The sequence below is a fragment of the Haloarcula sp. NS06 genome (assembly GCF_051122755.1).
In the GTDB taxonomy this organism is placed as follows: domain Archaea; phylum Halobacteriota; class Halobacteria; order Halobacteriales; family Haloarculaceae; genus Haloarcula.
This window is the reverse complement of sequence record NZ_CP184844.1, coordinates 328,974-345,982: the sequence shown is the minus strand read 5'-3', so window position 1 is coordinate 345,982 and position 17,009 is coordinate 328,974. Positions and strand designations below refer to the sequence as shown.

General features: G+C 61.1%; 19 protein-coding genes. 2 read left to right on the top strand and 17 right to left on the bottom strand.

Going from position 1 to position 17,009, the window contains the following annotated elements; all coding sequences use genetic code 11:
* Together ACODNH_RS05425 and ACODNH_RS05420 are read left to right on the top strand one after the other, a co-directional pair.
* Nucleotides 1–486 carry a metal-dependent hydrolase gene (locus tag ACODNH_RS05425; protein WP_434531054.1) on the top strand — a complete coding sequence of 162 codons (486 nt, stop codon included), beginning with the start codon at nucleotides 1–3 and terminating at the stop codon, nucleotides 484–486.
* Between the two features lie 992 nt (nucleotides 487–1,478).
* Complete coding sequence (locus ACODNH_RS05420) at nucleotides 1,479–1,736, top strand: hypothetical protein (protein ID WP_434531053.1); 258 nt, start codon at nucleotides 1,479–1,481, stop codon at nucleotides 1,734–1,736.
* A 31-nt stretch (nucleotides 1,737–1,767) separates the two neighbouring features.
* On the opposite strand, the gene ACODNH_RS05415 is transcribed toward ACODNH_RS05420, so the two are convergent.
* From ACODNH_RS05415 to ACODNH_RS05335, 17 genes are all read right to left on the bottom strand, one after another.
* Nucleotides 1,768–3,864 (bottom strand): hypothetical protein, encoded by a 2,097-nt coding sequence (locus ACODNH_RS05415; protein ID WP_434531052.1) that lies wholly within the window; start codon nucleotides 3,862–3,864, stop codon nucleotides 1,768–1,770.
* Nucleotides 3,864–5,027 (bottom strand): hypothetical protein, encoded by a 1,164-nt coding sequence (locus ACODNH_RS05410; protein ID WP_434531051.1) that lies wholly within the window; start codon nucleotides 5,025–5,027, stop codon nucleotides 3,864–3,866. Before ACODNH_RS05410 ends, ACODNH_RS05415 begins: the two co-directional genes overlap by 1 nt.
* The gene (locus ACODNH_RS05405; protein ID WP_434531050.1) at nucleotides 5,024–5,599 is read right to left on the bottom strand and encodes a hypothetical protein; all 576 of its coding nucleotides are present in this window, start codon (nucleotides 5,597–5,599) and stop codon (nucleotides 5,024–5,026) included. Before ACODNH_RS05405 ends, ACODNH_RS05410 begins: the two co-directional genes overlap by 4 nt.
* The gene (locus ACODNH_RS05400) at nucleotides 5,599–6,717 is read right to left on the bottom strand and encodes a hypothetical protein (RefSeq protein WP_434531049.1); all 1,119 of its coding nucleotides are present in this window, start codon (nucleotides 6,715–6,717) and stop codon (nucleotides 5,599–5,601) included. Before ACODNH_RS05400 ends, ACODNH_RS05405 begins: the two co-directional genes overlap by 1 nt.
* A gap of 176 nt (nucleotides 6,718–6,893) precedes the next feature.
* Nucleotides 6,894–7,424: a hypothetical protein gene (locus ACODNH_RS05395; protein WP_434531048.1), complete on the bottom strand. Its 531-nt coding sequence runs from the start codon at nucleotides 7,422–7,424 to the stop codon at nucleotides 6,894–6,896.
* Nucleotides 7,385–8,314, bottom strand: a complete 930-nt coding sequence (locus ACODNH_RS05390) for a phage tail tube protein (RefSeq protein WP_434531047.1) — start codon at nucleotides 8,312–8,314, stop codon at nucleotides 7,385–7,387. The genes ACODNH_RS05395 and ACODNH_RS05390 overlap by 40 nt, the downstream gene beginning before the upstream one ends.
* Nucleotides 8,315–8,467: 153 nt before the next feature.
* Nucleotides 8,468–9,706 (bottom strand): DCC1-like thiol-disulfide oxidoreductase family protein, encoded by a 1,239-nt coding sequence (locus ACODNH_RS05385; RefSeq protein WP_434531046.1) that lies wholly within the window; start codon nucleotides 9,704–9,706, stop codon nucleotides 8,468–8,470.
* The gene (locus ACODNH_RS05380; RefSeq protein WP_434531045.1) at nucleotides 9,703–10,323 is read right to left on the bottom strand and encodes a hypothetical protein; all 621 of its coding nucleotides are present in this window, start codon (nucleotides 10,321–10,323) and stop codon (nucleotides 9,703–9,705) included. The genes ACODNH_RS05385 and ACODNH_RS05380 overlap by 4 nt, the downstream gene beginning before the upstream one ends.
* A 52-nt stretch (nucleotides 10,324–10,375) precedes the next feature.
* A complete protein-coding gene (locus ACODNH_RS05375; protein ID WP_434531044.1) occupies nucleotides 10,376–11,698 on the bottom strand; it encodes a hypothetical protein in 1,323 nt (440 codons plus the stop codon).
* A 172-nt stretch (nucleotides 11,699–11,870) separates the two neighbouring features.
* Nucleotides 11,871–12,197 (bottom strand): hypothetical protein, encoded by a 327-nt coding sequence (locus ACODNH_RS05370; protein WP_434531043.1) that lies wholly within the window; start codon nucleotides 12,195–12,197, stop codon nucleotides 11,871–11,873.
* 8 nt (nucleotides 12,198–12,205) lie between these two features.
* Entirely contained in the window at nucleotides 12,206–12,460 is a 255-nt protein-coding gene (locus ACODNH_RS05365; RefSeq protein WP_434531042.1) for a hypothetical protein, read from the bottom strand.
* Between the two features lie 12 nt (nucleotides 12,461–12,472).
* Nucleotides 12,473–12,997: a hypothetical protein gene (locus tag ACODNH_RS05360; protein WP_434531041.1), complete on the bottom strand. Its 525-nt coding sequence runs from the start codon at nucleotides 12,995–12,997 to the stop codon at nucleotides 12,473–12,475.
* The gene (locus ACODNH_RS05355) at nucleotides 12,994–13,512 is read right to left on the bottom strand and encodes a hypothetical protein (protein WP_434531040.1); all 519 of its coding nucleotides are present in this window, start codon (nucleotides 13,510–13,512) and stop codon (nucleotides 12,994–12,996) included. The genes ACODNH_RS05360 and ACODNH_RS05355 overlap by 4 nt, the downstream gene beginning before the upstream one ends.
* Nucleotides 13,509–14,258, bottom strand: a complete 750-nt coding sequence (locus ACODNH_RS05350; protein WP_434531039.1) for a hypothetical protein — start codon at nucleotides 14,256–14,258, stop codon at nucleotides 13,509–13,511. Before ACODNH_RS05350 ends, ACODNH_RS05355 begins: the two co-directional genes overlap by 4 nt.
* Nucleotides 14,259–14,261: 3 nt before the next feature.
* Nucleotides 14,262–14,624, bottom strand: a complete 363-nt coding sequence (locus ACODNH_RS05345; RefSeq protein ID WP_434531038.1) for a hypothetical protein — start codon at nucleotides 14,622–14,624, stop codon at nucleotides 14,262–14,264.
* Between the two features lie 12 nt (nucleotides 14,625–14,636).
* Nucleotides 14,637–15,419, bottom strand: a complete 783-nt coding sequence (locus ACODNH_RS05340; RefSeq protein WP_434531037.1) for a hypothetical protein — start codon at nucleotides 15,417–15,419, stop codon at nucleotides 14,637–14,639.
* Between the two features lie 187 nt (nucleotides 15,420–15,606).
* Entirely contained in the window at nucleotides 15,607–16,845 is a 1,239-nt protein-coding gene (locus ACODNH_RS05335) for an XkdF-like putative serine protease domain-containing protein (RefSeq protein ID WP_434531036.1), read from the bottom strand.
* Between the last annotated feature and the right edge of the window lie 164 nt (nucleotides 16,846–17,009).

Genomic DNA, 17,009 nt, shown 5'->3' with positions numbered 1-17,009 from the left:
ATGTACCAGAACGGCCACTACGGCGCAGCGCTGTTGTTCATCGCCCCGATCGGCGCGGTCCTCATCGCCACTGGCTTCGTTGCACTCGCGTTTCTGGCAGCGGTCGGCGCGGTCGCCCTCGCGATGGTGCCCGATCTCGACCAGCGCGTGCCGGGTGTCACGCATCGCGGCCTGACCCACACGGTCTGGTTCGCACTGCTGGTCGGCGTGATCACGGCTCTGGGCGCGGTGGCACTCACCATCGCCGGCCCTGTCGCGTCGGCGGTGACAGGGTTCGTTGTTGGTTCGGGAACTATCCTGTCGCACATCGCTGCTGATGCTCTCACGCCGGCTGGCGTCCGACCGTGGCGTCCCGCCGACGATACACATTACTCGCTTGATGTTGTCACAGCGAAGAATCCACTCGCGAATTACGCGCTGTTGGGACTGGGGATCGCCAGCGCGGCACTCGGCGTCTGGGTCGGGACCACAGTCGCAAGCGTCTAGCCGACACAGCGACTGGCTGGCAGTGAGTATTGTTTCGGAGCGGGAGACACACCACTGTTTCCGGAGTAAACTAACACAGTGAGAAACACTTGCAGGGTGGTGCCAAGTTACAAATTCTGATTGTTATCTGGGTGTGTGGAACCCGACGCCGCGACGTAGCTGAAGGTCTCGAGGCTCAATTTGGAGCGATTCCATACATTTATTACCGCCGTGGTTGCAGATTATATTGGTCAAAACGGGCTCCAGTTTTTCTGGTAGCCTATTTCGGGTCTCGTAGATTCATCTGTTTAAGAAGGTTTTATCCATCCACAAACCCCCGTCAGTTTCGACTGGGAGATGCACTCCTGTCTGGTGGTTTCAGAGTTATATTTTTACATTCACTTCGGTCAAGACAGTATTAAGGAAAATCACCGGCTCTATTCTATCGCACGCAGTTGGCGTTTCAGGCGTCACAAGAACAGTTCGTCAAGTGCCGCAGTCACAACTACAGAAACCGCCATGGGTGATGTCGAACGGCAGACAAGAAGGATTAAACGCTATCGATGACTACATATCTACCGCTGAATCGGGCAGAAAACAGCCATACGCCGGCCGTGGAGCCCGTTTTGACCACTGGCATCCCACAGGACCGGACTCTATCAGAGTCATCAATGACAAAAGACGACGAAGGCAGCGGAATCAAGAACCGGACACAGACAACAGTAAATCGAACGAACCGCAAAACAGGAGGACTGAGTAACACAGAGTTGCTTATAGCCATAATCGGCGTACTCAGTCTTGTACTTGCGGCGGTGAGTGTCGGAATGGGTTTAGCGTAGAGCTCTCGGTCAATTCGGTACGCAGTGATCGGACAGCCGTAGTGGCAGGATGCACATCGGGTGCTCGTTGCCTCCAGCGGCGGGAGAATGATGTGTCTGGTCGATGAGGTCTGGCCAAAGCACGAATATCTCTTCTGCGATGGAGTCATCACTCAGCACAGCCGAGTGCCGAGTATGGAACTGCAGGTCCGCAAGCCGGAGGGTTGGACGACGATCTCGTTTCCCGAGGAGGTCGAAACGATCGCCGTCGTCGGTGGGAAGGTCGACGGTCAGTTGTGTTTCACCCTGACCGGCGAGCGCGAAGACGGGCCTCGTGTGGTCCGGACTGGGATACTCGATGTCGACGAGAGCGACGCTCACCTGCTTGCGAACAGCGTGCCTCGAACCAACGACGGCACGAGCGTTGTGCTAGCTAACTTACGGCCGAATTAATCGTTTGAAGCGAGACCCCATACGGACAGGTTCATGACCGCTCTGCGTTCTGTGAGATCTGAGACCGGATGTCGTCGATGATCTCCTCGGTCGGCTGGCGCGACCCGATGCGGAGGTCCGTCCCGCTCGCCGACGGTTGGGCGTCGTGGATGTCGACCAGCTCCGGCGTCGGCAGCGCCTCGAACTTGCGTGACTCAACAAGCGACCAGTCCGTCCGGTCGGCCGACAGCGTGACCGTGCCCTCGACGACCGGCGTGTCCAGCTCGCCGGCGAGTTGCTCGGCCACGAGCGTACACTCTCGGTCCGTCGTCAGCCCAGTGATTGGACGGACGATCGTGTGGGGATCCGAGACGTTCGTCGACGACTCCCCGACGGGCCGGTAGCCGTAGTCGATGGCGACGTCCTGCCCGTCGCTGATGTTCCCGGTCGACAGCGCGACCAGTTCTCCGGGCTGGGCGTTGAGGCTGTAGTCCTGGCCCTCGACGAACTCGGTCGACGTTCCGGGATCGTAGACGGTCTCCCGCCCGTGGACGAGTTCGTCCTCATCTAGCGCGACAGGCGTGTCGTGCTGGACAGTCACGCGCTCATCGCGCCGGCGCAGCACCGAGCCCTTGATGACGACCTTGTCGACGGCCTGCTCGACGCGGCGCTCATACTCCCAGTTCGAGACGTCTGTCTCTTCGTCTGCTGTCCGCTGTCCTGCCTCCGTCCAGATGATCTTGTACGAGTCGCCATCGCGAACGGCCTGCCAGACCGTGCCCGGCGGCGCGATCTGGTTCAAGACAGATTCGACAGAGTCGTCGAAGGTCTGGTTGATGACCAGCGGCGTGTCGCTCAGTTCTGCGTAGAGCTCGAACGAGTCGACCGACTGCGTCTGGTAGCCCGTCGACGGTGACTGGGTCCGTCCACTCCCGTAGCGGCCGATCCCGAAGCGGGCCCGGACGCTGCTCGAGGGGTCCGAGAAGGTGACGTCAATCGACTCGGTGTTGTTCTCTGAGCCGTTGTTCGGTTGGTACGTGGATCCGTTGTCGTTCGAGACTTGGATCTGCTGGGCGTTCGCCGTATTATCGTAGACGGCCGTCAGTTGCGCAGCTTCGGCTGCCAGTGACGTCGTCACGTCCTTCGCGTCGATCAGTTGCAGCCGTGGATATGGCTGCGGACCGGGTAGATAGCCGTTGCTGTCGACACTCGACGGAAATGTGTAATCGAAGCGGTCGTCGGTTAGCCCGAGTGTGTCAACTTCGAGCACCTCGCCATTCTCTTCGGTGATCGCGATCTCGACGTCAACCGAGCTGCCAGCAGAGACGGCGGGGGCGTTGCCATCGGCACTTGTCTCGAGGAATCGGAATGAGTCGCTGCCGTATCCGCCGGCAGCAATCTTATACACGGAGTTCCCGTCGATTGTGGCCTCGAACCCGGGACCTGACCCGCTCGGAGCACGGAGGCGAATCGTCGCCGCAAGAGTTTCCGCCGGGACATCGTACTGCGGCGTCCACGAATAGTCGAGGTAGTGGGCTGTCGAACTCATCTGTACTGCATCGCCGGCGCTGGCGTTCGAGTTCGAAACCGTGCCACCGAAGAACGTCTCATTCTCGGCCTCTTGCAGCCACGACGTCTGGTGCTGGTAGATCTGCCCGTTCGAGATCGTCAACGGGACATCGTCCGAGAACGACGGGAGGGCATCGGCCCACTCGCTCGTTGTATCGGCTGACAGAATCAGTTTGCCCGACGCGTTGCTCGGCGGTGCATCCACATCAGGCGTGTACGGCGTCTGGCCGATGACGTCCTCGGCAACCAGATGCGCGGCCTTGGTGTCGACCTCCAACCTGACGCGCTCGTCGAGCTCGACAGCGCCGCGGCCCTCGAGCACCCAGCCTCGCTCGGTCGCCCGGGGCTTGTCGACCTGATCGACGGGCAGCCGGACGCCGTTGTACCAGACACGCATCGGCTGTCCGTCGAAGTCACCCTTGGCGTAGCGATCGCACGCTCGCACGGGCACCGACAGCCGTGGCAGGCCGTTGATGGTCGGCTTCGGCGTCGGCTCGCCGACGGTGTCGGGACGCCAGACGTTGCCGTTGGGGTGGACAACCTCGATGTGCCACCCGCGGCCAGGGACTATCGACGTCACTACTCACGCACCTCCGACTTCGCGACGATATCAGAGACCTGCCCGGACACCCACTCGTAGCCTGCAGCTATCGGGTTGAGGCGAGTGATCAGTCCGGAGGGCGGATCTGTGCCGTTGTCTGGGACGGTGAAGAGCGCGTTGTCCTCGCCTCGCCAGACGTTCATATCGAGACGGTGGGTGTTGTCGTTGCTGGTGTTGAGCCACTCAGTCTGGGCCGTGACTCGTTCGACGCCGATCCGCTGGAAGTCGATAGACCTGATTCGCCAGTCTGAGGACCCGAGCGACACCTGGCTGTACGTCTCGTTCGACCCGTCCCAGCGATAGGCGAAGAGTTCGTCGTTGAGGCTGCTGTAGTCTCTGGTGTCGATGTTGAACTCGAGCTTTAGATTCTCATTCTTCACGACCGGGTTCCCGACGAACTCGTGGCTACTGACAAAGCAACGCTGCCACGCCGGATCGATGGTCTGGACGGCCCCGTTGACGGTCTCGCTGACAGCTCTGTCCCGGTTGTACGTATCCCAGACAGTGACGTCGGCCTCCCACTCCCCGTCGTACGGAATCTCGTAGAGCAGGACCGGGTTGTCTAGCCCGTTGCGGGCGTCGTGGATGTCGACATACGTATGCTCGCCCCAAACAACCTCTTTGGGGCTTGCATTGACCTTTGAACCGGTGACGTGGTCCCACCAGATCTCGTTGTAGCCGTCTCGCGGGACCGCGGCGCGGGCATCAGTGCCAGAACCCCACGGGTTGTCGACCTGCTGCGGGTTGCAGTACAGCGCTCGGTAGTGCGAGTCGCGAGTGCCGGCCAGCGAGAGGCGGCCGTCGAAGCGCTGGAGGCGTGACTCCTGGGCCGTGGACTGTTCGAGCGTGACGTCCTCGAGCGCGACATACGCATCTGTCTGGTCGTCGCGGTCGGCGAACCACGGCACGACCTCAATGTTGGTGGCGCTGAACAACTCCTCGAACTCGCGGGCGAGCATGTTCGCGTACTTGCCTGCCACGACACCAGCCAGCGGCCGCGAACCCGGGTCTGCGCCGAGGGTGTCGACCTCCGGAGCGTCGCTGTTGAGCGGCGAGTTGCTCGCGATCTGCAACGACTGCGACTGACTCGGCTTTTCCAGCGCCGAGTCGGGGACTCGAAGCGCGTACAGTGTCCGTGTCATCCGTTTCGCTCCGTTGCACTGACTGGTTCACTGAGGTCAAGCGTTCGGATGCAGGTCAGACTCATCGGGATGGTGCTGCTCTCGTTGCGGTTCAGGTCTCCCTGAGGATCCTCAATGTAGACGTCGACGTGGTCTTCTGGCATGATCCCGTCCGGCGCGTAGCCGCCATAGATGAGCCGCGCCGGCGTCATCGAGTCGGGCTCTCCCTTTTCGAGGTAGTTGAGGAGTATCTGCTTCTTCTGGTATTTGTCGCCACCGGACGCACTCCCGGAGTCGAGTACAGACTCGTCGGCTGTGTATCCCCACTGCCCGTCGTCGCCCTCGTCGCGGACCTCGAGGTCAATCTCCCAGTAGCGTTGCCCGGCGCCGTTGTTGATGGTGATGCCATCGAGCTGCTGCTCACCGATGATCTCGGAGATAGCGGCGAGCGCCTGCGAGAAGCCACTGTCGACGAGCGGGCCCGTGCGGATGCCGCCTTGGACGTCTGACTTGCGCATCTCGAAGCGTCCAGTGCGCTGGGTGCCCTCAATTTCCGCTTCGATCTCCAGAATCGGATACGGCTGCGCCGGCATCAGAGCCTCCTCTCAAGGTCATTGCGCACTTGCTCGACGGTTTGGCTGATGATATCCTCCTTCTGACGCCGATCGAGGCTCGCATCCTGCTGGACTGTCACCGACGGCTGGCTGTTGATGGTCGTCTCTTGGACGGTCGCCTGCTGCTGGCCGCCCTGTCGCCCGGCGCCGAACCCGGGCAGGTCCTGACTGGTGAAGTCGTTGGCCGTGTCCAGCAACTGCGGGATGATGTTGACCGGCGGGATGATGCCCGACGGGATGCCACCCCCGACGCCGAGGCTGCCGCCGGCGCCGCTACCGAACCGGCTTGCTGCAGCTGCCCCGCCGGCGACTGCGCCGCCGATGCCGAGCGCCTTGAGGATGTCAGAGACGGAGATGTCGGTCACCGGGTCGATGATGTCGCCGATAGTCGGCTCGCCGGTCGACGAAATAACGTCGCTGGCAGTGATTGCCGCCTGCGACCCGATGGCTGCTGCAGGGCCGATGGTCGCGGCCTGGGCGATGAGTGCAGACGCCGAAACAGCAGCCTCTGACCCGATGACGTCGGCTGCCGAGACCGTCGCGGCCTGCTCGATGACGTCGCCGGGAGTAACAGAGACTGGGTCGGGCTCTGGGCCGGGCGAGGGGCCGGGTGAAGGTGGCGTTGGTCCAGGCGAGGGACCGGGTGATGGCCCAGGCGAAGGGTCGGGAGCTGGCCCTGGCGAAGGATTGGGTGGAGGTGACTCGTTCTCGCCAGAATCCTGACTGCCACCATCCTGCCCGCCCGACGGGAGACTGTCCAAGAGCCCAGTCAGCGCGCCCGAGAGTCCGGCGATGGCCCCGCCGACCGCCCCGAAGCCGGCGCCGAGTACTCCCAGCGTGCTGCCAGTACTCCGCAGTCTGGAATAGCGTCGCGACTCCGACGACTCCAGCAGTTCCCGCAGGAGGTCGTTCCGTGTCTCGTTGAGGTCGAGGTTGCGGTCGAGGTGGTCGACGGCCTTCTGGACGGCTCGGCCGCCCGACCGACTGGAGCTAGTCGCCGCGGAGCTCGCACTCACCTCAAAGGCGTCCTCGATCTCGGCCTGTGCGCCCTCGATGCTGTCGATGACGAGTGTCCCAGATGCCTCGAAGTTGCTCATGTGTTAGTCTCCCGTCCACCCCAGCGTCCCGCGAAGGTCGAGGATATCGTGGATAGCGAGCCAGTCCAGCACTGCAGTCCAGTCCATCGTGTCGAAGTCGTCGGGATTGCCGCCCCGGTCGATATAGACCGCGCGGGCGTACCGGTAGACCGTCTGCTGGTCCAGCTCATCGTCAGTCAGGTCTCCTTCGGCGAGTCGCTGGAGCCGATCACGTTTCCCTCTGGATCCATCAGCTCGTCGATGCGCGAGCTAGCCCAGTCCCGATAGTACGGATGTAGCTGGCCGACGGCCGCTGCCGTCATGTCGTCGTTGTCGCAGACGTACGGGGCCTCGACCGTGCCGTCGGCGATGAGCAAGAGGTCTGTCCCCTCGCCGCCACGCTCGGCCGACTCCTGCTCGATACCGGCGAAGGTCCCTGCCCGGACACCGCTGAGCGTGACGCCGTCGACGTCCTCGTCCCACTCTGGGAAGTCGTCGCTCTCGTGCGCACGGTCGCGGGCCCAGATGGCCCCCTTCCGCTGCGTCGCGAGGCGCGACCGCCGGCTCTGTAGGCCGGGCACGGCTGGGTTGTCGTCGTCCAACTCGTCCAGCTGCTCGGCGATGTCTTCGATCTGCTGTTCCAGCTGCTCGATGCTCTCGTCGAAGTTGATTTGTGTCTCGTTGAACGTCATGTGATGCTCACCGCCGGCTTGCCGTCTGCGTTCCATGTGAGCGGTTCCGTTATATCGTCGCTCGAGATGGTGTTGTTCCACGCCTCAGTCCGGACCGTCAGTTGCGGGAAGTTGTACGTCGAAACCGGCGTCCCGTCAACCGTGACGTCGATGGTCCCAGGCACAGCGATGACGTCGTCCTGTGGCTCGGTCGCATCAGCATCGCCGAGTGCGTACTCGAGGCGCGACGGGCCAGAATAGATCGCCTCTGTCGTGACCTCTGTCTCGGGCTGTTCGATGACGGCGTCGATGGGCTCCGGACCCTGACTTCCGTACTGGAACCGCGAGATGTTGCTGATCGATATCTGGGCCGACTGAAGTTTCGTGACCGTCGTGCCGTCGATATCGACACGGACCGCGTGCGACGGCGCCGATGTCCCAGTCGAGACGGCCGTCACGTTCGAGGGCGTGATCGATGTGCTGTGCTTCTCTGTCGCGTACAGGAACGAGATGGAGAACGTCGCCATCCCGCCCTGCTCGTAGTTGATCGGCGTGCAGTCGACCGGGATGCAGCCGATCAGCTCGCGCTCGCTCGTGCCGTCCAGGTAGTCGACGCCGGCGTAGATCCGCCCCGAGTTGGGCCGGCCGTGGGTGAACTGTGTGCCGCCGTCGTTGAACACGAGGTCCTCGACGTCGCCGAACGTGTCCGCCGAGATGGCTGCTTCGACGCCGAAAGCCCCTTCGAAGTTCTGCTTGACCGATTCCACGCTCTCAACCGCGCCGGCCTCACTCAGACGCTGAAGTTGGTTGTCGAGCGAGAGCTCGGTGATCGTCTCGTTGCGGCCGAACTGCCAGTACTGCGGGTCGCTGTTGGTGTCGGTCACCAGCGAGCCCTTGAACGACTGTTCTTTCCCAAACGCGAGGCTGCCAGAGCCGCTGCTGGTCATGCTGTACCACCGCTATACGTGTCTCTCATGATCATGATTAGTCCTCGAAAACTGCCGCGTGGTATCCTCACCGCCGGCCGCGGCGACCGGCAGGTCATGGGTGTTTGTTTCAGCGAGCTAGCAGAGAATTAGCCGTTCAATAGACCACGCGTGTCAATCGTCTGCTTCCTCTCCCAGATCCACACTACAGGTGAAGTGACGGTCGCGATTGTCGGCGATGTACTGATAGACGCGTTCGCCAACCGCTGCCACCGGCGGGAAACCCATCAGCCAGACGAGAGGCGCAAAGACAGTGAACTGCCGGAGGAGTTCACGGAATGCCCAGTAGCCTCGGTACGCCTTGTCGTCGCGAAACGCGAACATTGCGGATTCAAAGTCCGTTCCTTCTCGGTCTTTGTACTCCTCAGGCACCGTGTACTGGCTATAGAACGTCACCGTATCGTTGATATCCAAATACGGGAAGATGTGGAGCGACTGGTTGCAGAAGTAACAATGTTCGTCGTATACGATGTCCAGCGGCTCATCATGAGCCCACCTGCTGTAGAGTCGATCCCAGGGGACGAACAGGCCAAGGAAGACCAGCTGGTCGATAAAGAACGGACCAACACTCAACGCAATCACAACATGCATCGCAGCCATCCCTAACAAGAATGGCCAGATAGCAACCCCAACTACGACGGCGATGAGGAATCCGAGCTCAAGGACGAGTGTCCCGATCGTCGACAGCCACAGGAGCAACTCATTATTCAAAAACAAGCCCATCAGTGGCTGCGTCTGATCCTTCAATCCCCAAGCAACGATATATCGGGCCAAACTTTCAGGCTGGATCCACGCTTGTATTGGTCCTTTGATTACTTTTCCTACTCCTGAGCCGAAATATAGAATTGTAACGAGCAGCAGTGCGTACTTCAATACCGGGTGTGCGAACGAATCATCGGTAGGATGATCTTTAAGATGGGAATTGAGATCCGCGAGCGGTTTCTCGCTTGTCTGTCTGAGTTTGTCAATCGTCAGATAATCGCTCTCGCTGTAGAGCGCGATAAATACTAATATATATGCTGCAATCTGCATCGATTGCTCAGATCCCGAGAGGCCAGATGATGCTCGAAGGATTCCGAGGTGCGAGACGGCAACCGCCGCAATAAACGCACTAACGCGGAGGCGATACCCTACGATAACCGCCGCGAGAGCCACAGTCGCAACTCCGAGGGAGACAACCGCCCAGCTTGGCGGAGTGATCAGGTAATGAGGCAACAGATACGACGGCCATTCGGTAAGCTCCAACCAGTCATATGAATGTATCTTCCAGAGGATATACAGACTCAATAATACCCGTGCGAAGGCTGTATTAACCGGTGATGCACGGACTGAATTCTTGAAATAATTGGTCATGTGGATTGCTCCTGTGAGTATTCATAAACGAGTTCTTTAGATTGTGACTGAACCTCCGTCCCGTCGTCACTCGTTGAGTACTCTACAAGGTAGATGCGGATCCCCACGAACTCACTGTATTGGCTGAGATCTCTGTTGTGCCAGTCGTAGTTGATCTCATGCCGAGGGAATGATAGAGATTGCATCGGTGAGCGGCCATTTGCTACATTAGAACGATACTGCTGCGCCTCTGTGAGGAGAAAAGCGGCGGATTCTTGACGCTCCTGTTCATCGTACTCGCGAACCATATTGAGGGCATAGGTGCTTAGACGGGAATTTAGAATCGGTTTCGTTGCACGGACATCATATTGGAGTTCGTTTCCAGACTCATCAACAACATATACCTGATGGAAGTATCCTTCTTCAGGCCCCTCATTACTGAATTTGTGGAGTTCGACTAACGGGAGTGGTGCCAAGCCCACGAACCCTAAAATCAACAGTGCAGCCAGTAGTCCGGCAACAAAGGTTTGGCGCGCATACCACCGATCGCGAAAGTAAATAGCAACGCCGGCTGATACAAAGAAGGTTATAAATGTAAATTGGAATAGCGCCGTTGTTGCAAGCTGATCCGCGGGCATTGTACCTCAATGCCAATTCTACTTACATATAACTTTCGTGAACTCTGAGCGCCTACGTCGCAATCTGACTCGCACCGCCACTCACCGAGTCGTCGTGGATGTAGTAGAGCGTCCCCGCGTTGTCCGTATCCTCGACGATATCTCCCGTTTGCCAGTTTGTGGCGTCTGGGGCAGCGCCAGCGAGCGCCGCCTCGCCCTTGCCGTCGATAATCACGCTATTGATCGTGCCGCTATCGAAGGCCACTGTCGGGAACGTGTCGGATAGGTGAGAGTCAGAAAACACGACGCGCTGAATAAGTGACCCTGTATCGGTTGCCCAAACTGCTTCGTTCGAGTTGGCGTAGACCCCTCGCAAGTATAGAGTCTCGGCGGTCGCTCCGGCCCCGACATCAACCAACCCAACGGACCCCGCAGCGTTGTACGAGCAGTTGCTGAGCCACGCATTCCGAACGGTCACAGTCGAACCGTATACGCGCAAAACCTGCTTATCGACGTTCATATGCGTGCCAGATATATTCAGATTGTCGATGTCTATGACATTCCCTGAGAAATCGTAAATTCTGACCGCCGCCTCATTATTGTCCGTCTCCTGGTGATGGACGTTGAGCCCGTCAATCACAGTATCGTTGTCAGTCCCCGCAATATCGACACAGCCCCCTTCTCCGTCCTCAACATCGATGTTTTCGAGATGGCCCAGCAATGCGACGGTCGTTGAACAGTCTTCGACTGTGATATTTGAGGAGGGTTCAGAGGCAGCGCCGTAGCCGTGGACGGCGACTTCGATGTCGCCGCCGCAGTCTCGGAGTGTGATGTCATCAAAAACGCCACCGAGCGTCGCCCCTTCTCCAGTCCAGTATCCGACCTGAACCGAATGGACGCGGTTATTCTCACCGCGACATCGGATCGCTTTGCATCCCTGGTTTGCTGCTCTCAGACCCACACCCTCGTATCCCGTGTTGTTACCCTCACCGTCGATGACCGCCGAGTCTGTACTGTCAGACAGTAACACGCCGAACTGCCGAGAGGGACCGCTTGCGTCTGGAAGTACGTTTTGGGCCGTGCAGTCGCGTACAACTCCGTCGGACACATCGTGGAGCCAGACTGCGGCGGTGTTCTGGTCCTGCGTTTTTGAGGACCCGTTCGATGGATCGCCCTGATAGTCGACGCTGAAACTCTCAATCGCTACGTCGGCTCCTGATCCGCTAAAGTCCTTGTTCGCGATAACGAGGTCGTAAGACGCCCCACGGACGGTCTCCGAATCGAGGTTGTGCGAGTCGGGGATCTCGATGGTAAAGTCTCCCCACGCTTCGCATTTGACGTTGTTCGGGACGCGAACCGATTCCGACCACGAGACAGTCTCTGACGAGGAAAACACGTAGAGAGTCGCAGGGGGGAGAGGGCGTCCAATTTCGATTGGACGGCAGCGGCACCGTCAGCAGCATCGGCAAACTTGACGTTCTGTAGGCTGTCTGTAGTGAGCGCTGGTCCTTCGAGCGTTCCGTCCTGCTTTTCTCGCCACTGGTTGAGGAATCTAAATAGTCCCATTGTTAGTGTGCCTGCTGGATGGTGATGTCAGCGTTCTCTCCGGCCGCCGCTGCGGAGGTCACGCGGACCCGGATGTACGCGTCGCCGGCGACGAACGTGTCCCGGATGTCTTGGGGATCGTCGACGTCGGCTGCGGCGTAGGTCTCTTCGGCCTTGAACCAGTCGCCGGCGTCGCCGGTCGGACTGACGTCAAGGGCGTACGATGCGTCGGCTGTCGCGTCGATGTTGAGCGATACCAGGGCGTCCCCGGTCGTCTCTGCCCGCAGGACCTCGCCGGTCGCGCTGATGTCGGCGTCGCTCTCTCGAGTCGTTGATTGTTTCTGAACCATCTGTTGTCCTAATTCGTGGACGTATCGCCGTCGAACCAGACGACGCTGTCCTCATCTTCGAGATAGTACAAGCCGGGCTCGCCGTCGGACAGGTCAGCTGCCGATGCGACCGTCGTCACGCCGACGTTGCCGTCAGATAGCAGCTGGTCGATCCGATCGAAGGCTTGCCCGTACAGCGTCGCCCAATCCGGCGTCGCGTCGTACCCAACCGCAGGGTACTCGATGCCGTAGGTGTCTGTCGTCTCCGTCGTGTCGTTTGCCATACTAAATGCTCCTCAGATGTCTGGCAGCCGCTCAAACCCGTCGAACAGCACGTCGACGTCGTAGCGGTAGTAGTCCGACCACGTCTGGCTCTGTGGCGCCGCGTTCGTCAGCTCCAGATGCGTGTAGTCAATGTTCGGCGTCCCGGTGGCCGGGTAAGCCCGAGCACGCAGGATCGCCCGTCGGATCACCCGGACCAGCGAGGACCAGGGCGCGCCGCTGTCCCCAGACTCGTCGACGTAGCCGTACTTGTCTGCGGTCAGGCCCTCGATTCGGATGCCAGCAACTCGCTCGATATCGTGGTCGTACTCGGTCCCGATCGGCGTCGACGACTCGTCGACACTGGCGATCGAGACGATGTTGCCACGCGTCAGTTCGCTCTTGCGCTGTTCGATATCGTCCTCGTCTTCGACGTCTTGCCGGTCGATCAACGCCAGCGGGGGTGGGTCCTCGCCGGCGGGTCCCATCCCGGCCGGGAGGCTGCCAGCGCCGTACTCCTCACGGATGCGTCTGATCAGAAAGTCGACCTCTTCAGTCATCCTTGCCCGACCTCCCGTCGAAGCCAGTTGAGACTGTCACGGACCGCACGGGACTCCGGGATCCCTCCCGTCTCGCTGCCCCATTCAACCGATTCCGTCTGGATCCACTGGTCGGCCTCTTCCCAGAAAAAGTGCAACAGCGGGTCGCCCTCGATGGTGTGGGGAGATACGCCGAACTCGTAGAACATCGGCAAGTCCCCCTGCCACGACCACTCGACGTGGATGGACATCCGGTCGCGCGTGAAGTCGACGCCGGCGAACGTCTCCGAGAAGAACTCAAGGTCGTACCCCTGCTGACCGGCATAGCTGTCGATGGCGTTGTGGGCCTGCTGCACGCTCTGGTACACGAGGTTGCCCTGGGCGCCGACCATCGTCTCTTCGACGCCGTCCAGCAGGCTCTGTCTCAGCCACGTCGGACGGCGCCCGCGGGACGCTGATGTCGAGCGTCGCGCCGAGCGGGTCGGTGGTGAGCTCGAGGTCGAACTCGATGGTGACCGAGACGTCTGCCACGTCACCGGTACACCTCCAACAACTCCTCGGCCTTGCGCTCGAACTGGTCGGCTAGCGATTCGACGCTGCGGACGCGGGCGTTCTCGGGGATCTGCACGGCGGCATCGTCGACGAAGTCAGAGGCCGCCCGGAACGCGACTGCACGGCGAACGGTCTGCGGGATCCCCTCGTTGCCGTACTCCCACTCTAGATACACCGCGTTCGCGAACGAGTCCAGAGCGTACTCGTCATCCTCGCCGTCTTTCAGCAGGTTTTCGGTGTCGATGTACAGCCGACTCCAACCGCCGTTGTTGACCCGGACGTAGTAATCCTCGCCCGACGGCGGCCACGACCCTTCAGTATAGTCTGAGCTGTCAACCCAGTCGACAAACGTCCCATCGCTTTGCCTGACGTGTAGCGCTGAGATGTTCTGGGCGTCCCGTCGGGCAAGTTCGACCTTCGCGTACGACCCCTGCGACGTCTTTGGGACTGGCCCATCGTCGTCAACGACGATCGCCGACGACGTGGGGATGTCCTCCTCATCGTCCCGGCTCTTGGGCCCGGTCGGGATGTCGATAGTAGTGGCTTCGTCAAGGATCGATGCGCCTGCCGGTGCGTACCAGTGGCGCTTTAGCGTCTTTTCCAGCCACTCGGTCTGGGCCGTGATCGAGTCGACGGCGATCTGCTTGTCTTGGGAGATGTCGCCCGGTAGCGACGCCTCTTGCATCGCCCGACGCAGATCCTCAAGCGTGCAGTACCCGACGGATGGCATACGTTAGTCCTCCTTGACAGCGTTGATGCGGCTCTGGATGGCCTCGATAGCGGTGTCGCGAGTGTCGCCGGCCTCTTCCGCCTCGTAGACCGCTGCCAGCACGTCGATGTCGTCGATGTCGTTGAGTTTGTCGCGAAGATCTTTGACCGAGTGTTCGCTCGGGTCGAGGATCGGGCCCCCAGCGTCGGGCGGCCCGTCCTCCTGGCCGACAGCCTCATCGCCGGCGTCGTCGACCGCCTCGAAGCACTCGTGATCCGCGAGGTACGCGCCGAGCTCGTCGTCAACGGTTTTTGCATCGCCGGGCTCGAACTGGTGCCCGCCGACGCGGTAGATGCCGCCGTCAGCAGTGTACCGGACTGTTGGCATCGACTAGCCACCTCAGGCAGTTGCGACGTTGTTGATGAGAACTGCGCCCTCTTCGTCTTCGACTTGGAAGTCGTCCCGGGTCCGCATGAAGTAGCGGGCGAAGAGGTCGTTCTCAGCGGTCTTGTCCGTCTGGTCAAGCACTTCGACCTCGGTGTCCCGCCAGACACCGTAGATGAGGTTCTCGGGGTAGGTGAACAGCGCCGTCCCCTCGGGCCAGCCGGCGAAGCCGTAGACGTCGTAGTTGAACGGCGTGAGGTCCTCGTCGCTGAAGATGACTGCGGCGCCGAGTGGGTCCTCCCGCTGCGTGAGGTCGTACTCCCAGTCCTCGATTTGGGAGAGGTTCATCATGTAGACGGGCTCGTTGACCGTCGCCGACCGCTTGAACTTGTTCGGGAGCGCCGCCCGGGCCTCGTGGAACAGGCTCGTGTCGATGGCGCCGCTCTGATGGTCGTAGGTGTTGGTCGCGTTGCGGTCGTTGAGGATCTTGAGCCAGCCGTCGTTTTGGGTGAGGAACGCCTGACTGTCGCCGCCAGACGTGTCCGTCGTGTCGCCGTTGATCCCGAGATCCTGGGTGTCGACGGCCCACTGGCGAGCCATCTTGTCCAGCACGATCTCGTCGACTTGTCCGATGGTGTCCTCGACAGTTTCCTGTGGGAGGTCCCAGTCGAGGACGCCCTTCTCGGCATCCATCTCGATGCCGTCCGTGTTGACGCTTGCAGAGCCGTTGGAGGTCCCCTCTTCGGTGCCGGCGCCACGTCGCATCCGCTCGCCGACGCCGATGCGGGCCAGTTCCATCTTCGGTCGGGGAGGATCTCCGTCCGGACCATGTCCATCAGCATGGACGTGTCCTGCACCCGACTGTACCACTCGTTGAAGAGGTCCCGCGGCATCACACCACCGGAGAGGTCGGCGGGTGCGATGTCTTTGAGCGCGTCTTCGTTCGCCTTTCGGACGCCGGTCATGCCGGCGTACCCATCAGCGCTCATAGGCCACCTCCGGACTGCTCGACGAGGTCATTCAGCTTCGACTCGGGGGTGAAGAACGCGGCGCGCTCGTCGATGCCGCCGTCGCCGCTTCCCTTCTCGGCGCCGGTCAGCTGCTGGGACTCAGTTGTCCCGGTCTGCTTGGAGATGGCGTCGATGCGTTCGGCGTTCTTCTCCGTTTGCTCGACGACTGCTTTTGCCCATTCGGGGGCGTCTTCTAGCGGGTCGTCGTCGCCGTCGGCATTCTGGAGTTCGTCCAGCCGCTCGGCGTTTTCTTCGGTCTGTTCCATCAGCTCCTGTGCCCATTCGGGGGGCGAATCGTCCTTGTTAGACATGTCGTCACCGGTGGCGTCTTTGCCACCGTCGTCGTCCGGCGTGTCGCCGCCGGGGGCGTGGTTGTCGGCTCCCTTCGCCGATGTCGACTCACCCAGGGCCTCGGGCCCGCTGCCGTCATCGGAGCCAGTCAGTGTGTTGAGAAACGCCGTCGCCGCGCTGGTCAGCTTGCTCTTGGCACCGGGCTGGCTGGCCCCGTCGACGTTGACGCCGCGGTCAAGGACGTCCCACAGCCGCTGGGCCGCCTCTTCGGAGTGGCCGCGCTCCATCGCCTCCTCGATGAACCCGTCGCGGTTCCCGAGGTGATCGGCCAGCCGCTTCTCGGCGGTCGCAGCCTGGGTCTTCGACGCCGAAAGGATCTGGGCATCGGGCACCGCAGGGATGTCAACCGCGCTGACCTCCTGCATGATGCCGTCCGTCAGCTCCCAGTACTCCTCGACGTCGACCGTGTCGGGGACGGTGACCTCGTCGGGCAGGTCGTCCGGGTCGGCGCCGTTGTACGACCAGTCGACGTTAACCGCGCCGATGGAATGCCCGCTGAGGATATCGTCCTCGACGAGACTCCAGAGCTCGTCGTCGTGGTAGGCCCAGGTCTGGATCCACGCGCCGGCGTCGACGGTCTGCCCGCCGATCTCTTCGGCCTCGTCGAGGACCTCGTTGCGTTCGAGCGTCATCCAGTCAGACGGCCAGACGGCGTGCATCACGCCGCCATCCGCCTCGCCGACGTCGACGAACGCTTCGAACTGGGCGGCGAACGCCTGGATGGCCTCGGGCCGCTCCCAGTCGCCGTGATGGTCGACCGTCCACGGAACCATGACGACACCCGTTGCGGTCTGGGCGTCCTCGTCCTTCTGGACGTAGTCGACGCGTTTCTCGTAGTGCTGTTCGTCGCGCTGGTTCGTCATGTATCAGCCCTCGTCGTTGGCGGCGTCATCGCCATCCTCGTCGTCGGCACGACCGGTATCGAGGACGGCGCGCTTTTCGCCGCGCTCCTTGTCGCTGTTCTTACTCATGTGAGAATCGTGCCCGGTCGTGCCTCGCGCGGGGAACCGGGGACTCCCGCGGTCAT